The 15,401-nt window shown below is 48.8% G+C and carries 14 protein-coding genes; 7 read left to right on the plus strand and 7 right to left on the minus strand.

Going from position 1 to position 15,401, the window contains the following annotated elements:
• Positions 1-123: 123 nt before the first annotated feature.
• Positions 124-756 (minus strand): DJ-1/PfpI family protein, encoded by a 633-nt coding sequence (locus ACFQZR_RS09850; protein ID WP_314591692.1) that lies wholly within the window; start codon positions 754-756, stop codon positions 124-126.
• 258 nt (positions 757-1,014) lie between these two features.
• On the opposite strand from ACFQZR_RS09850, the gene ACFQZR_RS09855 reads away from it, so the two are divergent.
• The 7 genes from ACFQZR_RS09855 to ACFQZR_RS09885 all read left to right on the plus strand — a co-directional run bounded on the left by ACFQZR_RS09855 (position 1,015) and on the right by ACFQZR_RS09885 (position 11,308).
• The gene (locus ACFQZR_RS09855; RefSeq protein WP_379345298.1) at positions 1,015-1,953 is read left to right on the plus strand and encodes a carbohydrate ABC transporter permease; all 939 of its coding nucleotides are present in this window, start codon (positions 1,015-1,017) and stop codon (positions 1,951-1,953) included.
• 21 nt (positions 1,954-1,974) lie between these two features.
• Positions 1,975-2,811, plus strand: a complete 837-nt coding sequence (locus tag ACFQZR_RS09860; RefSeq protein ID WP_018759231.1) for a carbohydrate ABC transporter permease — start codon at positions 1,975-1,977, stop codon at positions 2,809-2,811.
• Positions 2,812-3,090: 279 nt separating this feature from the next.
• The gene (locus ACFQZR_RS09865) at positions 3,091-4,467 is read left to right on the plus strand and encodes an ABC transporter substrate-binding protein (RefSeq protein WP_379345301.1); all 1,377 of its coding nucleotides are present in this window, start codon (positions 3,091-3,093) and stop codon (positions 4,465-4,467) included.
• Positions 4,468-4,613: 146 nt separating this feature from the next.
• A complete protein-coding gene (locus tag ACFQZR_RS09870; RefSeq protein WP_379345303.1) occupies positions 4,614-6,347 on the plus strand; it encodes a sensor histidine kinase in 1,734 nt (577 codons plus the stop codon).
• Between the two features lie 22 nt (positions 6,348-6,369).
• Positions 6,370-7,965 carry a response regulator transcription factor gene (locus tag ACFQZR_RS09875; protein ID WP_379345305.1) on the plus strand — a complete coding sequence of 532 codons (1,596 nt, stop codon included), beginning with the start codon at positions 6,370-6,372 and terminating at the stop codon, positions 7,963-7,965.
• Positions 7,966-7,995: 30 nt separating this feature from the next.
• Positions 7,996-10,158 carry an alginate lyase family protein gene (locus ACFQZR_RS09880; RefSeq protein WP_379345307.1) on the plus strand — a complete coding sequence of 721 codons (2,163 nt, stop codon included), beginning with the start codon at positions 7,996-7,998 and terminating at the stop codon, positions 10,156-10,158.
• Between the two features lie 34 nt (positions 10,159-10,192).
• The gene (locus ACFQZR_RS09885; protein WP_379345309.1) at positions 10,193-11,308 is read left to right on the plus strand and encodes a glycoside hydrolase family 88 protein; all 1,116 of its coding nucleotides are present in this window, start codon (positions 10,193-10,195) and stop codon (positions 11,306-11,308) included.
• Positions 11,309-11,495: 187 nt separating this feature from the next.
• Here ACFQZR_RS09885 and ACFQZR_RS09890 read toward each other — a convergent pair whose 3' ends face one another.
• Genes ACFQZR_RS09890 through ACFQZR_RS09915 form a run of 6 tightly spaced genes read right to left on the minus strand, consistent with a single transcriptional unit; the run spans position 11,496 to position 15,208 of the window.
• On the minus strand, positions 11,496-11,726 hold the full coding sequence (locus ACFQZR_RS09890; protein ID WP_379345311.1) for a hypothetical protein: 231 nt from the start codon (positions 11,724-11,726) through the stop codon (positions 11,496-11,498).
• Between the two features lie 13 nt (positions 11,727-11,739).
• Positions 11,740-12,402 (minus strand): ribose-5-phosphate isomerase RpiA, encoded by a 663-nt coding sequence (rpiA, locus tag ACFQZR_RS09895; protein WP_379348788.1) that lies wholly within the window; start codon positions 12,400-12,402, stop codon positions 11,740-11,742.
• A gap of 32 nt (positions 12,403-12,434) precedes the next feature.
• On the minus strand, positions 12,435-13,232 hold the full coding sequence (locus ACFQZR_RS09900) for a TatD family hydrolase (RefSeq protein ID WP_379345313.1): 798 nt from the start codon (positions 13,230-13,232) through the stop codon (positions 12,435-12,437).
• A complete protein-coding gene (locus ACFQZR_RS09905) occupies positions 13,222-14,082 on the minus strand; it encodes an ABC transporter ATP-binding protein (protein WP_379345315.1) in 861 nt (286 codons plus the stop codon). The genes ACFQZR_RS09900 and ACFQZR_RS09905 overlap by 11 nt, the downstream gene beginning before the upstream one ends.
• Positions 14,082-14,858, minus strand: a complete 777-nt coding sequence (locus ACFQZR_RS09910) for an ABC transporter permease (RefSeq protein WP_379345317.1) — start codon at positions 14,856-14,858, stop codon at positions 14,082-14,084. Before ACFQZR_RS09910 ends, ACFQZR_RS09905 begins: the two co-directional genes overlap by 1 nt.
• A gap of 56 nt (positions 14,859-14,914) precedes the next feature.
• Positions 14,915-15,208: a thiamine-binding protein gene (locus ACFQZR_RS09915; protein WP_379345325.1), complete on the minus strand. Its 294-nt coding sequence runs from the start codon at positions 15,206-15,208 to the stop codon at positions 14,915-14,917.
• Positions 15,209-15,401: the final 193 nt, after the last annotated feature.

A 15,401-nucleotide genomic window follows, 5' to 3' on the forward strand; every position in this document is an offset into this window, starting at 1 on the left:
TACAATTTTTAGGCATAATGAAACCGCCTTTCTGTGAAGACGGTCAATTAAAATATTCACGCATAAGTGCATTCATTTATATATTTATGCATCGAAAATATAGTTTTCGACTGACAACTTTATTTAATGTTGAGGCGAGAGAGCATCCATTAACGCGTAAAAGTGATTGGCATCGCCTGTACGGTAGTATTCGTACCATGCGCTCAACGCCTCCTTGGACATGACGTCTAAACGCTCCATGACCTGACGCGCCAAATGCAGTCCGCCTGCTGATCCGGTCGTGATGAGTTGGCCGTCATCCACGATTTTCTCCTCTTTATAATAGAAGGCCCCTTTGTAATTTGGACAGAACATGGATAAATATTCAGGGCTGTTACTCGTGTGTGGGCGCTGATCCAGAATTCCAGCTTCTGCAAGCGCGGCGGTCGCCCCGCAGATTGCAGCGACGAGACAACCACTGTCCAGCAGCTGCTTGGTCTTTTCGATGACCAGTACGTTCTTCGGATCTTTCCATGAGTCAGCTCCGGGCAGCAACAAAATTGCTGATGTCTCCGGCATGATACTGTCGACCGTCATATCGGGAATAATGGTCATCCCGCCCTTGGTAGTCACCGGATCTTTTGTTGCTCCCACGGTCTTGACCGGAATTCTCTCCCCCTGATGTTTAAAATATTGGCCTGAGTTCAGCTCTGCAATGACATAGCCGAGTTCCCAGTCTGCTAGTGTATCGAGCACATAGACATATGCGTTTTTCATAGTTTCTTCCCTTTCCTAATAGACTTGACGTTTCAGATAACTGTCCGAAAACGATCACTCTTCGCTTCGTAACATCCTATTTGCTGTTCCTATAGCTATTATAGATTTCTAATACTGACAACTGTATGTCATTGTTCCGCATTCGAAATAGAAAAGTCAAAATATTGCACAACCTTGTCAGAATCATCTACTACAGCGTAGGCCAGATTTCACTACAGTAGGAGTATCGGATAATTGAATTCTAAATGAGGTGAAGAAATGAATGAGAGTAGTAAAGGAGCAGCACGTCTGACGCGGGCTGGCGAGCAATCATTCTGGAATAATGAACGCAAAGAAGCGCTGGCGGGCTGGTTGTTTCTCGCACCGGAGTTCCTCGGCATGTTGTTTCTATACGTGTTCCCGGTTGGTTTCTCGCTCTACTTAAGCTTCTGTGATTGGAATCTTGTCGGGGGACTGGCATCGATCAAGTTCATTGGACTCGATAATTTCGTCGCCATGTTTGAGGACAAGAAGGTCCTCCTGTCGCTGAAGAACAACTTGATATACACCGTATTTACCGTTCCGATCGGGATGGCATTATCGCTTCTGCTGGCCGTTGTAATTCATACGCGCGTATTTTTTCAGAGCTACTTCAAAGTCGCTTTCTTCATTCCCTATATTTCTTCCATTATTGCCGTTGGGGCAGTCTGGAGCGCACTCTATCATCCATCACAAGGGCCGATCAATCAGTTCTTGATTCGTCTTGGGATCAGCGATCCGCCGAAATGGCTTGCAGACACCACGTATTCGCTCCCATCGATCATTATTATTGCGATTTGGGCGGGCATTGGGTACCAGATCATTATCTACTTGGCTGGACTGACGAACATTCCGGATGATGTGTACGAGGCGGCAAGTATTGATGGCGCTTCATCGACGCAGCAGTTCTTCAAGATTACGATGCCGCTGTTGACACCGACGACTTCGTTCCTATTTATTACCCTGTTGATCGGTTCCTTCAAAGTGTTCGACTTAGTCGCGTTCTTGACGGCAGGCGGACCCAACGACTCTTCCACGGTGCTCGTATACCGTATTTTCGAGGAAGGCTTCCGAAATTACAAAATGGGTTACGCATCTGCTCTATCGTGGCTGTTGTTCGCGATTGTTGGTCTCGTGACCTTGATTACATGGAAATTCCAAAATAAAAAAGAAATCTAACCACCGTAGAGGAGGGAAACGATGCGACTCCGTAAAATCGACTGGTCCAAATGGACGATCACTATTGTTCTAGCAATCTTCTCAATTATTTTCTTAATCCCCCTCGTGTGGATGACCTCATCGGCCGGGAAGCTGGAGAAGGATGTGATGGAGTTCCCGATTCGCTGGATACCGAAGGTGTGGAACTATGAAGGAAATTTCAAGGAAGTGTGGTCCGGCCGCGTTCCATTCTATATGTTCTACCTAAACTCTATCAAGCTGGCAAGTATCATGACGATCGTGACGATCTTTTTCTCATCGATGGCGGCGTATGCTTTCACGAAGCTGCGGTTCCGTGGGCGGAACTTAGCATTCGGCATGCTGATGATGTTCATGATCATCCCGGAGCAAGCGACGCTCGTGCCGAGATTTCTGCTTATGCGTTGGTTCCATCTGTTCAACACCCACGCCGGACTTATTATCATGGGGATGTTCTCGATCTATTTCACATTTCTGTTGCGACAATTCATGCTAGGCGTTCATAATGATTATTTGGAAGCTGCGAAGATTGACGGCGCAGGGTATTTCATGACTTACTGGCGAATTATGCTGCCACTCTGTAAGCCGATTCTCGCAACGGTCGGGATTATTAAATTCATCTGGTCCTGGAATGATTACCAGAACCCGCTCATTTTCCTCGTGAACAAGAATCTATTCCCGATTACACTCGGGATGCAGATGTTCAAGGATGATTATGCAGACAATTTCGCAGTCATCATGATGGCGTCGCTGTCGGCGATTTTACCGCTGCTGATTGTGTTCATTATCCTACAGAAGCAGGTCATTAAAGGGATTGCACTAGGCGGAGTAAAGGGCTAGTCGTCTTTTGATCACGAAGTGCCTCAAGAAGTTAATTCGACATCGAATCTTGCGTTCACCCTCGAAGTCCGGTACTCATTTAGGTTTTGCCTAAACTCCGTTCCTCCTTCTTCGGGTTCTCGCAACCTTCTCGGTGCTGAAAAGACGAAGTTTTGGACATATAACGTATAGTAAAAAATCTGCACAGATTAAACAAAATTGTACACAACGATGCAGCAGCATCCTGCGTATAATCGGACTTATAAATGAGATATGCATTCGAATAGAGGGGGTATTTCCTTGAAGAAGAGATCTTGGCTCAAACTTGGAAGTCTATTATTGGCTGTAGCGATGTTCACGGGTTGCGGCAGTACAGCATCGAATGAATCTGCACCTCAAACCGATACACCGAAGACAGAGACACAGACAGAACCGGCAAAATCCGATGAGCAAGTGACATTGAAGTATTATAACTGGGATAACGAGACGATGGGTGCTACGACATCTTCCTTGATTCAGCAGTTCGAAGCGGAGAACCCGAACATCAAGGTTGAATCGATTCCGCTTGTACCGGGGAACTCGACCGAGACGATGAAGAAGCTCGACATTATGATCTCTTCCGGCGATCAAGTGGACTTGATGTTATTTCCGAACCTTGAAGAGACGATGGCTCGTGCATCGCAAGGGGTTCTTGCATCGCTGGATGATTTCTATGCGAAAGATAACATAAACCCGGATGAAGAGTATTATGTCAATCCGAAATACCAAGGCAAGAGCTATGCAGCGATGAATCAACGTGGTTTGTGGTTCATTATGCTGAATAAAGATATGCTCGACGCTGCCGGGTTACCCGTTCCGACAATGGGTTGGACATGGGATGACTTTCGGGAATATGCGAAGAAGTTGACGAAGGGCGAAGGCAACGACAAGGTGTATGGTACGTACTTCCATGGCTGGGGCGATTATGCGAATCCGATCTTGTTCAATGAACGCAAAAATCCGTTCCAAAAAGAAGATCTAACACCACAATTCGATGATCCGTCCATGAAATACTTCTTCGAACTTCGCCGTACGATGGAGAAGGATGACAAATCCGTGAAGCCTTATGCAGACGTCATCGGTGCGAAGCTAGCTTACCGCACGGAATTCTTCAATGAGAAAGCGGCGATGCTGACAACGGGTACATGGATGGTCGCAGATACGGCGAACATCGAACAATATCCGCACAAGTTCAAGACGGCATTTGCGCCGGTTCCGCGTTCATCTAAGGATGCCGAAGAAGGACTCACAAGCATCGGTGGTCAGTACATCTCGATTAGTGAGAACTCGAAATATAAAGATGCAGCTTACAAATTCATTCGTTTCGTAACGACGAATACATCGGATGCGAAGAAGGAATTGTCCGGATGGAAGAAGGCCGATGATAAGAAAATTATTGAAGGTACGATTGCAGCACATCCAGAGTTGTTCGATAAAGAATCCTTATTCAATGCCCTGTTCGACCCGAAAATCAAATCGCCAGGCGCTTCCGAAGTGGCCGTAGCCTACGGTTCTCAGCTTAAGAAGGTCCTCGAAGACGGCTTCAGTCAATTCATTCTGGACAACACTACGGCTGAAGATGCGATGAAGACGATGATGGAGCAAGCGAATAAAATTATTAAAGATAACACGAAGTAATAGATCGTACTGTATAGTTCTGGTACAAGGGAGAAGGGGCGCATCGAGCCGCCCTTTTTCCACATGATTTGCCCTTTCTATGTTTATATTTTTCGTGGAAATAATAGAAAAAATATGCCATAATATCCCCGAGAAGGGGGACTGCGATGTTCCGACTAACCTACTACCAACGCATTCAAGTTTCCTTTGTTATCTTTATTCTCCTGCCGATTATCGTCGTATCTTATCTAACGTATACCGTAATTGAGAAGACGATGACGGAGAAGATTCAATTATCGAATCAAGCAGTCACGAATATTATTGCCAAGGATATATCGAAGATGGTCGAGGACTTGACGTTCACGACGGACTTTTTCCTCCAAGATTCGAATGCTAGAAAAGATATGCGAGGCTTCGGATCGACCAAGCGAATCAGCAATTATCAAGAATATCAGAATTACACGGAAATCAGCGATTTATTCGAGGTCTTAACGAACAAGAATAAGTCGTTCAATACGAGCTTTCGCATGTTCTATGTGAATAATGTCGGGTTCATTATCCCATCGACGAATCTATTAGATCTTGGTACGGGACTAGGCGAATTACAAGCGCAGTGGAGTGATCAGCTGCGGACCCGCGTCAATAAATCGCTTATTAATAAAGTGCAATGGATCGGTCTTGCAACACCGCCTACAGGTACAGTAGGGGACAACTATTATTACATGGCACGTGCGCTGTACGACATTCGGGATGGAGCACAGCTAGGAACCTTGTATATTGGAATTTCTGAACGTTACTTCAATAAATTGTTCGAAAGCGCTCGCATTGGCGGCATATCGCTGTATGATACCGAAGGGAAATTAATTGCGGGCAAGGCCGATATACCTTATACCCTGAAGCCGAGAAGCTCTGAAATTCGCAGTGAAGTCATCATTGAAAAGGTCGGTTGGAAGCTGGTTTACGATATGCCGAAAGAGGAGCTAGTCGGACAGATCACTGGAACCTTCTATACGATGATTATGGCAATTCTCGCATTCTCGGTGGTGTTCCTCATCGTCTCGGTGATCGTCGCGAAGAAGCTGTATCTGCCGATTCGCAAGCTGCAGCGGGTTGCGCGGCAATTTGGAGAAGGCAATCATGCGATACAATTTCCGGCAGAAGGCAAAGATGAGATCGCACTACTCGGTCTTACGCTGAATCAGATGCTGGAGCAGATCAAGCAGCTCATCGCAGATATTGAACAAGAACAAGAACAGAAGCGGAGACTCGAGCTGCAAGCGCTATTCGCTCAGATTCGTCCGCATTTTCTGCTCAATACCCTGAATTCTATTAAATGTAATCTCATGCTGGTTGATGACCCATTCCATAGTCAGAAAATCAGTTCATTAATGCGGTTACTCCGGGCATATATGAAGATTGATCAGCCTTCAACCTTGCAAAGCGAAGGTGATTTATTATCGGCCTATGTCGATATTATGACGATGCGACGTGAAATTCCTTTATCCATATCCGTGGATATTCCAATGGCGCTCAGTTCTTTTGAAATGCCCAAATTGCTGCTGCAGCCGCTTGTAGAGAATGCCATTCTACACGGTTCGTGGGACAGTGATGTGCAGGCACATATTGAAGTCAACGCACGACAGCAGGACGGGATGGTAGAGATCCAGATCCGGGATAATGGGAACGGCATGGGACAGGATCGATATGATGCCATACACCACATGCTGGAAGAAGGAAGTCTGGCGCAGCCCATATCGAGCAGCGGTTTAGGACTAGTGAACGTAAGAGAACGTATACGATTAACCTATGGGCCGAATGCTTCGATCCGATTGATTCCGAACACACCTAGCGGGGTCATTGTCATTATGCAATTGCCTATAAGCACGATAGATCCATCATAAATCGTTCGGGGGGAATGGCTATATGTTCAAAATCATGCTCATTGACGATGATGTACCGATGTTAAAGGTTCTTCAGCAGATGATGGATTGGGAGCAGCTGTCGCTCTCCATAATCGGAAGCGCTTACTCGAGTGTGAAGGCGCTGCAGATGTTCAAGGAACTGCTGCCGGATATCGTCATTACGGATATCGGTATGCCTCAAATGGACGGTCTGCAATTAAGCGCCGAATTCAAGAAAATCAAGCCAAGTGTCCGCATTATTTTCCTGACTTGCCATGAAGACTTCCATTATGCGAAGAAGGCGCTTGCGATGAATGCGGACGACTATTTGATTAAAGATGAGCTCACGGCCATGCAGCTCGAGAAGAGCCTCATGAATTCGATTCAATCCATCCAGTCAACTGTTACGATGTCGGAGCAAATCTCCTATCGGGAGCAGTTCGAACGCAATATTGACTTGTTCAAGCAATCGTTCTATCAGCGGCTGCTTGCAGGAAACCCAGCACATTTGCTCCTGGAATATGCGAAGCAACTAGAGATTCGCTGGGAATATCCGATGTTCATGATCGCATCAGGTACGATTTCCTTGGCGGGGACATTGCAGAAATATTCGTATCATGACATCTCGACGCTTCGTTACGGGATCTATAATATCGCGCAGGAGTTATCCAGGACCTATGATGGCATCACGGTTTTTGCTGATCAAGGCGAATGGGCGATTGTCCTCAATTATCGGCAAAGTCTGGCGTTTAATGCACAGCAATACCTACATCGCTATTTGCAGATGCTGGAGGAGAATTGCGAGCAATATTTGAAGGTAAAGCTGCGCTTTGTGTTGTTCACGAACAAGCTGGAGATCGAGCAACTAGGCGGGGCGCTTCGTCAGATGCAGAAAGAGAAGTATTATGCGTATTATGTGGATGAGCCGATCATGACGCGGGAAGCCGCGAAGCTGAAGCCGAAGTACGGCGATTCGAAGATTCTACTACAGCAAGAGCGGAATGAATTGATCCGCACGGTTCAAGCACAGCAGACGGAGCAGACGATTGCCTCCCTAGATAAGCTGTTCCAGAAAGCAAGAGCAGAGCAGCTTGATCCGATTGAATTGATTCAGGATTGCTCTCGCACCATGCGATTGATCGAGATGCAATCGTCGAAGTCAACCATTGATGAACGCTATTATGTTTGTCTGGATACCACCATGCATGTCGAGGATACGAAGATGCTAATGGCTATGAAGCTGTATACGCTGCTCGGGAATATAAGAACACAGACCAGCTCCAGATCCAAAGATATGAAGCTGCAAGAGATTGATCAATATTTGCTGGCCCATCTATCCGAGAACGTGACCTCCGTGGATGTAGCACAGTATTTATATTTGAATCCGAGCTATTTCTCCAGATATTTCAAACGTCTGACCGATGAGAATTTCACGGATTATGTCCATCGTTTTAAGATGAAAGCAGCCATGCGAATGCTGGAATATCCGGATGAGACGATCGAAATGATCTCGCTCAAGCTGGGATATTCGGACCGAACTTATTTTACCAAAGTGTTCAAGAAATACATTGAGATGACACCAGGGGAGTACAAATCTAAAATGAGCAGCGGCCTATAGCGTCGTGCAGTTCAGGAAAGAGGCGACAAGATGAGTGCAGGGGAAACGGTTCATCTGAATCGAATGCAAGTGGAAGTCGAAGGGCTTGAGATGGTTCGAGCATCCTTGGCAGCGGGAGACGAAGCAGCCGCCTATGCGGCGCTGCATGGCCATTATCTCGACCGCATCGAGCCGAAGCTGTATTGGGAAGAGTCCGATCTGGCGCAGCTAAAGCAATACATGCTAGAGCAGTGTCCACACGAACTGCAGCTTATTCGGAAGACAGCCGACGAGGTGGCTGCGAATACGTTCGTCTTTCAATTCCCGTGGGATATGGAACGGACGAACATCCCGGTTACCTTCGATGGGGCGATCGATTGGAATCATATTCCGGCGGAGGATCCGGAATGGACCTATATGCTGAACCGGCATCGGTATTGGATTGCGCTTGGCCAAGCGTATGTCTTGACGGGGGATGAGACCTATGCGAAGACGTTCTGCCAGCAATTAGAGGATTGGATTGATCGTAACCCTGTCCCTGTGAAGGGAGCGCCGCCGGGTCTCACTTGGCGGTCGATTGAGGCCGGCCTGCGCTGCGAGAATTGGATCAAGGCGTTCTCTTATGTGAAGCGGAGTCCGCATTTTACACCAGCATTGCTCGCCAAGATGTTAACTTCTCTGTACGAACATGCGGAGTATATCGTAGCCACGCCTTGCGAAGGGGCGAAACGGATTAGTAATTGGAGTGTGCTCGAGAACCACGGGTTGTTCGAAGTGTCGCTTTTTATGAGGGAGTGGAAGTCAGCTGGGGTCTGGCAGGAGATCAGCGAGAAACGTCTGAAGGAGACTACGAGGCTGCAAGTGCTGAAGGATGGTCTGCATTGGGAGCAATCGCCGATGTATCATAATGAAGTGCTGCATTGTTACCTCGATTATTGCCTTCTCTCCCGAAATAACGGACTGACGCCGGATTCGGAGATCGAAGCGACAGTAAAGAAGATGGCCTATGCGGATCTCTATATCGCGAAGCCGAATCATCATCAGCCGCTCCAAGGCGATAGCGACGATAATGATCTGCGAGATTTTATCACGGCAGGGGCGTTGTATTTTGAAGACGAGAAGTTAAAATATGGCGGGTTCGCGCGGCTTGATTTCGAGAATGTATGGACTTTCGGCTGGGAGGGCGTTCTGAACTATGATCAATTAGGAACGGCTGCTCCTGATGTGACCTCGGTGGCTTTTCGGAATACCGGGAACTATGTGATGCGTTCGGGCTGGGAAGAGCAGGATATGTATGGTTACTTCCACTGCGGATTTATGGGTGGCGGTCACGGCCACGCGGATATGCTCCATTTGGATATTCACGCCTATGGCAGAGATTTATTGACCGATGCAGGGCGTTATAATTACGGGGATCATACGGCGTTGCGGCGACTCTTGAAGCAATGCGATTCGCATAACACGACGACAGTGGATGGCATGGATTTCTCAGAATACCACAGTTCTTGGTCGTATGGAAGAATCGCGGAGCCTGTAGGCACACAATGGATCACGGAGCCGACATTCGATTATGTAGAAGGCAGTCATACTGGTTATCGCTATCTGGCAGACCCAGTCTACCCATTGCGCCGAATTGTGTTCGTGAAGCCGGGGTATTGGGTGCTCGCAGATAGCTTCGATTGCAAGGGAGAGCATACGTTCGAACAGCATTTTCATTTCATGCCGGGCGAAGTGGTCTTTGATGATTCGAATAAGGTCTGCTGCACGGTATCGCCTGATGAGGCGAATCTTCGCATTATTCCCGTTCATCCGGAGCGTGTAACAGGCAGTGTGCGTGATAGTGTGATCTCAAGAGAATACAACGTCGTCGAGGACAATCTAGCCGTTACGTATCAGAGCCGCGCGACTGGGTTTACTTCGATGGTCCATATCCTGTTCCCGCTGCCGGCAGGCTCACTGGATGCGCCTCAGGTTGAAGCGGTCAATGTCTATAACTATTTAGGTCATATTGTCGCGGAGCGAGAAGCCGAAGCAGTTCGACTGACGTTTGGAGAACATTCGGTGTTTGCGGGTGAGGAGCATATTCTCCTGATCTGCCATAAGGTGCCGGGTTATCATATCGATTCGTACGTGGTTGATGGGACACAAGTCTTCGGCGAAGTGGTCTTGCTGAGACGGAAACAGGGGCAAGAAGAAGTCATTGTTATCAAATAAAAGGTACATACCAACGCGATGGGGTGATGAGAAAATGTGGCAAACGGCGATTGAAGCAGCGATGAAGACAATTCGGCAAAATATTGAGCAGCATCCGGGGTTATTTCCCCATATTACAGAGAATCAACGGTATAATTGGGGTGGAAATGGCGATTGGATCGAAGGATTCTATACAGGCCTGATGTGGCTTGCTTATGAATATAGCGGGGATGCGTTTTTCAAGAAATCGGCTTCGGATTTGTTAAGCAATTTTGAGGATCGACTCGTTCGTCACCACGGGCTGGATCATCATGATATCGGATTCTTGTATTCGTTGTCAGCCGTGGCAGAGTGGCAGATTACCGGTAACCCACAGGCGAAGGAGCTTGCATTGCAGGCGGCTGATAAGCTTGTAGCGCGTTATCGTCCGAATTTCGGTGCGATTCAAGCTTGGGGACAGGAGGGAGATCCAGAGAACGGCGGGCGCATCATTATCGATTGCTTGCTGAACCTACCTCTGCTCTATTGGGCGTATGAACAGACGGAGGATCGTCGCTATTACGAGATCGCTGTAAAGCATGCGAATAAGAGTCTTCGATTCCTTGTGCGGGGGGATGGCTCGTCGTATCATACGTTCTATTTCGACCAAGAGAACGGTAATGCGCTTCGCGGCGGTACGCATCAAGGGTATCAAGACGGATCGACTTGGACGCGCGGCCAGTCTTGGGGCGTGTACGGCTTCGCACTCAGTTATCGATATACGAAAGATCCGGTGTATCTTGATGCTTCCAAGCGATTGGCAAAATACTTCATCGCGCATCTGCCGGAAGATCATGTGGCATATTGGGATTTCGATGTACAGGTGGAAGCAGGTACCCCGCGCGACAGCTCAGCATCGGCGATAACGGCGTGCGGCATTCTGGAGCTGCTCGAATGGATGGAGCCGAATGATCCAGACCGTGAATTGTTCCAGACGGCGCTCGGTAACATGATGCGATCGCTTGTCGCGAATTATTCGACCAAGGATCTGCCTGGAGCGGAAGGATTAATTCAGCATGGTTCCTATCATGTCCGGGGCAATCGCGGCCCGGATGATTATATGATCTGGGGCGACTATTATTATCTCGAGGCGCTCGTGCGGATGGAGAAAGGGATTAAAGGGTACTGGTAACGCCGAGGCGTTTCGCTGGCTCTTATCAATGGAGATCCCTGAGAGTCAGATGAATCAGCATCCTAAATTGTTTGGTGTAACATGGTATCACCTATGCGTGGTGCCATGTTTTTTTCTATTTCTCTATGCTATGGAAGCTATGTTGGATTATTGCAGGGATAATTCTCTTTTCGCCCTCATTTTGACTCTATGTTGGATTCATGCAGGATAGTAGGCCAAATTGAACTTCAAGCCACTCATCCGTCCTAAAGTTGCTGCGAAAATCCATCATAGATATCGAAACAGCGATATTTTGGGGCTCTATGATGCTAATTTCCACGATAGCCTCGGTCAACGGATCAAATGCCCAATCAAGGGGATTGATTTCCTGCATGCCTGAAGACATAAGAAGGGCGCCTTTGGTAATCAAAGACGCCATTTCGATGTGCTTTCTAGCGAATGGTTAGACGGCCATCCGAATGACCCACGATCAACTGGCTCGTCAAGCCGACGAACAATCCGTTCTCGACGACACCTGGAATGAGATTTAATTGGGTGTGGAGTGTTAAAGGATCCGTGATGGAACCGAATCGGCAATCTGTAATCAGGTTGCCGTTGTCCGTGATGAAATTCTCTCCGTCCTTCTGGCGGATCGTAAGCTCGCAGCCTAGGGATTGCAGCTTGCGAACGGTTAATTCATGCGCGAAGGGTACGATCTCGACAGGGAGCGGGAAGGCGCCAAGCGTGTCGACAACCTTGGACTCATCCACGATGACGATGAAGCGTCGGCTGTTCGCGGCGAGCAGCTTCTCGCGGAGCAGCGCACCGCCGCCGCCTTTGGTCAACTGCAGGTTCGCATCCACCTCATCGGCCCCATCAATAGTTAGGTCGATCGTCTCCACATCGGCAAAAGGGATAACAGGGATGCCCAGCTCGTTCGCTAAATCTTCGGAAATCGTTGAGCTGGCGACAGCTTGAATGTTCAGTCCATCGCGCACACGCTCGCCGATTTTTTGAATAGCCCAGTACGCTGTGGAGCCAGTACCTAGACCAACAATCATGCCGTCCTCAATGGACTCGACAGCTTTTTCTGCTGCAATTTGTTTAGGGTTTATGCTCATGTAAGATCACCTCGGTATGTAATCCTCTAAGTATACAACGTCACGGTGTTATTATACAAAATCGATGCGGCTTCTGCGGTAGATATCGACTTCAAGTCCGCAATCGCCTTGATTACATCAAGCACCATCTTCGGGTGTGTCTGCTGTCCCTCAAAGAGACCTTCGAACGGCCAAGGACCATCGGTCTCGACCATCAGTTGTTCGATGGGATAGGCGCGCACTAAATCTTGAATTTCGGATTCGTAGAGCACATCCGGTGTAATTGAGATGAAGTAACCGTTTCGAATCATTCGCTCTACCGTATGCGGAGCTCCCTTGAACCAATGGAAATGCGCACGTGTCACGCGATGCTTCTCTAGCAAATCGCAAGCGATGTCCGCATCTTCATAGACGGCATGCAGTACGATCGGACGGTCCAGTTCGCGCGCCAATTCCACGAATCGATCAAGAAGTGCAATATAACCTTCCAGCGCAAATGGTTGTCCCGATGCTTCCGCTTCTTGACGGTTGTAGTAAGGCAGGCCGACTTCGCCGATGGCGAATCGCTCGTCCGTATGCGCCCGAATCCATTGGAAGAGCAGCGCCTCATCTTCTGCCGAAGGGAGCGACTGCTCAGGGTGGAACCCATAGGCTGGAATGACTTGATCCGGGTATGCCTTCGCTAATGCATGCGTTGCTTGGCAGGAGTCATATCGCATGGAGACAGCCACAACTTGCCCCACACCTGCTGCAGCCGCTTCGGACAACAGCTTCTGCTGAGCCTCCGGTGTATATTGATCGAGATGAATATGCGCATCGATCGCTCGAATCGAATTATCGTGCATGCTGACCACTTCCCGTCTGCAATAATTGATAGATATCCCGCTTCATGCGGATGAAGGGTTCGCAATTGATGATCGCTTCGTCTCGCGGGCGTTCGAAGGGCACTTGGAACTCCGCGATCGTCTGTGCCGGCGCAGCGGACAATACATAGATGCGATCGGATAAGAAGATCGCTTCTTCAATGCTGTGCGTGACGAGCAGCACAGAGCGGCGATGCTCCTCCCAGATGCTGAGCAGCCATTGCTGCATCTGCAGGCGGGTGAGCGCGTCCAGTGCGCCGAACGGCTCATCGAGGCAGATCAGCTCCTGCGGGCTCAGCATCGCGCGCACGAAGGAGGCGCGCTGCTGCATGCCGCCGGAGAGCACCTGAGGATACTGGTGCTCGTATCCTCCAAGTCCTGCGCGCGCGAGCCACGTCCGGGCGAGCTCGCGCCGCTCTTCACGCGAAGCGGCAGAGCGGGTGCCCCCCGCACCGCCGCCGCGCCCCTTGGCGTTCGATTCTGCAATATCGAGCGCCATGAGTACATTCTGTTCCAGCGTGTACCACGGGAACAGCGCAGGCTGCTGCGGCATGTAGCTGATGAGGCCTTTGCTGCCGGTAACATTGCGGCCGTCCATCCGAATCTCGCCGCTGTCCGGCTCAAGCAGTCCGCCAATGAGCTGGAGCAGAGTGCTCTTGCCGCTGCCGGAAGGGCCAATAATCGAGACGAATTCGCCCGAATGCACGGTGAGGGTCAAGTTCTTCAACACGGTATGCCGCTGCCGATCTCGCTCGAACGATTTATCGATTTGAGACACTTCAAGCTTAGGGCTTTCTTGCGTTCTATCCAATGCTGTCGTGTTCATCACCATCACCGACCTCCATTCTTGATATTCCAGCGAACCGCCCACTTCGCGAGCAATGCGAAGATGCCGAATAATCCTAAGCTCACGGCAACGATGACGACGATCGTTGCGAATACTTGCGCCGTCATGAAGCCATTCGCCGATAATTTGATATACGTGCCGAGCCCTTCCTTGGCCCCGAGCCATTCCGCCGCGACAGCGGTAATGACACTATACGAAGCTGCGAGCTTCATTCCTGAGAAAAGATAAGGGAGCGCATTTGGCAGTTCTAGCTTCCATAGCATTTGCCGTTTCGTCGCGCCGATCATTTGCATATAATTCAAGTATTGCGGATCCGGCTGCGAGAGTCCCGTTAAGGTCGAGACGACAACAGGGAAGAAGCAGACAAGCATAATCAGTATTACCTTTGGTGCAATCCCGTATCCCAGCCAGATAATGAGCAGGGGGCCGGTTGCGACGATCGGAACATTTTGCGTTAAGATAAGCAGGGGGTAAATCCCTGATCTGAGAAACGGAATGACATGCAGCAGCACAGCCAGCACGATTCCAAGCCCGATGCCGCTGCCCAATCCGAGCAGGGTGATGCGTATGGTCGATGCCGCATGCATCCATAGCCGCGCGCGCACATCCGCTTGGGTGAATACTTCCAAGATTCTTAGCGGACTCGGGAGCAGGAATTCTTCAATATGTCCCCAAGTCACCGCGAGCTGCCAGATCACAAGAAAAGAGAAGAGGACGGCCACAGGCGGCCATCCTACTTGGAACCAACGTTTTTTCATCATCTTCTACAACATCCTTAATCGAGGATGTTCAAAAAGCCGACTTTTTGAACTCTCACTTAATCGTATTTTTCCGTTAACTTATCCATAGAAGCGCCATGAGTTGGATTATAGAAAATTTTGACCTGCGAGATCACGGCTGGACAACCATCGTCGATCATCGCTTGGTTCATGACTTTCACAATATCGAGCAGTTCGCTGAGCTCGCCTTCCATCGTCGTCTCAAGCGGTGCGACGCGGTATTTCACGCCGGAATTATTGATGACTGCAATAGCGCGATCCACATAAGGGATGACATCCTCGTAGTTTAATGTTTTCGGGATAATTTGAATACTCAGTAGTGCATTTGCCATGTCCCATTCCTCACTCTCTTTTTAGAGGTTGTTCAAAAAGTAATCATTTGATCACGAAGTAGTTCAGGAAGCATATTCGACATCGAATCTTGCATTCACCTTCGAAGTCCGGTACTCATTTAGGTTTTGCCTAAACTCCGTTCCTCCTTCTTCAGATTCACGCAACCTTCTCGGTACTGAAATGCCAACTTTT

The organism is Paenibacillus sp. GCM10027629, assembly GCF_042676425.1.
GTDB classification, from domain to species: domain Bacteria; phylum Bacillota; class Bacilli; order Paenibacillales; family Paenibacillaceae; genus Paenibacillus_K; species Paenibacillus_K terrigena.